Source organism: Lentzea kentuckyensis (genome assembly GCF_002150765.1).
In the GTDB taxonomy this organism is placed as follows: Bacteria; Actinomycetota; Actinomycetes; order Mycobacteriales; family Pseudonocardiaceae; genus Lentzea; species Lentzea kentuckyensis.
This window is the reverse complement of sequence record NZ_MUYM01000190.1, coordinates 1-1,232: the sequence shown is the minus strand read 5'-3', so window position 1 is coordinate 1,232 and position 1,232 is coordinate 1. Positions and strand designations below refer to the sequence as shown.

The 1,232-nt window shown below is 65.3% G+C and carries 1 protein-coding gene; it reads right to left on the bottom strand.

All coding sequences use genetic code 11. The features are described 5' to 3' along the window. Nucleotides 1-76: 76 nt before the first annotated feature. Nucleotides 77-1,189, bottom strand: a complete 1,113-nt coding sequence (locus B0F77_RS45665; protein WP_086669302.1) for a fatty acid desaturase family protein — start codon at nt 1,187-1,189, stop codon at nt 77-79. Nucleotides 1,190-1,232: the final 43 nt, after the last annotated feature.

Genomic DNA, 1,232 nt, shown 5'->3' with positions numbered 1-1,232 from the left:
CCGGGCCCCACGAACGGATCTCACCGAATCCGGCGGTGTCGCCGGTACGGCCGAAAGATCTGAACCAATACCGGGATCAGGCGGCGACGAGCTCCTTCTCGGGCTCGGGCGTCTTGACCTTCTTGTTCGGCAGCGACAGGCGGAAGACCTTGTGCCACGCGGAGAAGACCTGCTTGGGCAGCGGGCCGGTGACGTACTCCAGCTCGTACTTCTCGAACAGCGCGCGCACCTTCACCGCGACCTCTGCGTACCGGTTGCTCGGCAGGTCCGGGAACAGGTGGTGCTCGATCTGGTGCGACAGGTTGCCGGTCATGAAGTGCATGGCCTTGCTGCCGCTGATGTTCGCGGAACCCATCATCTGGCGCAGGTACCACTGGCCGCGCGTCTCGCCCTTGATGGACCGGCGCTCGAAGACCTGGACGCCCTCGGGGAAGTGCCCGCACATGATCACCGAGTGCGACCAGAGGTTGCGGATCAGGTTCGCGGTGAACGTCGCGGCGAGCGTGGTGAGGAACGACGGGCCGGACAGCAGCGGGTGGATCACGTAGTCCTTGAGCACCTGCTTGCGGATCTTGCGGCCCACGGCCTTGGCCCGCGCGCGGAACTCGGGGTTCTTGCGGCGGCGCTTGTGCAGGTTCTTGCCGAGCTCCAGGTCGTACGCGGCGATGCCGTACTCGAAGAAGCACGCGTTGATGAAGTTCCACAGCGGCTGGCCGAGGTGGATCGGGTGCCACTTCTGGTCCTCGTCGACGCGCATGATGCCGTAGCCGAGGTCGTTGTCCTTGCCGATCACGTTGGTGTACGTGTGGTGCAGCTCGTTGTGCGAGTGCTTCCACTGCTCGGCGGGCGAGACGTGGTCCCACTCCCAGGTGGTGGAGTGGATCTTCGGGTCACGCATCCAGTCCCACTGGCCGTGCAGGATGTTGTGGCCGATCTCCATGTTGTCCATGATCTTCGCCACGGACAGGCCCGCGGTGCCGATCAGCCACGCCGGCGGGAAGAGCGAGAACAGCAGGATGCCGCGGCTGGCCAGCTCCAGCTTGCGCTGCACCGAGATGACCTTGCGGATGTAGGCGGCGTCTTTTTCACCACGGCTGGCGATCACCTCGTCGCGGATCGCGTCGAGCTCGCGGCCGAGCTCCTCGATCTGGTCCGCGGTCAGGTGGGCGGTGGGGTCGATGGCGCTCATGAAGCTCGCTTTCCAGTGCAGTGGCTGAGGGGGTGGGCCACTT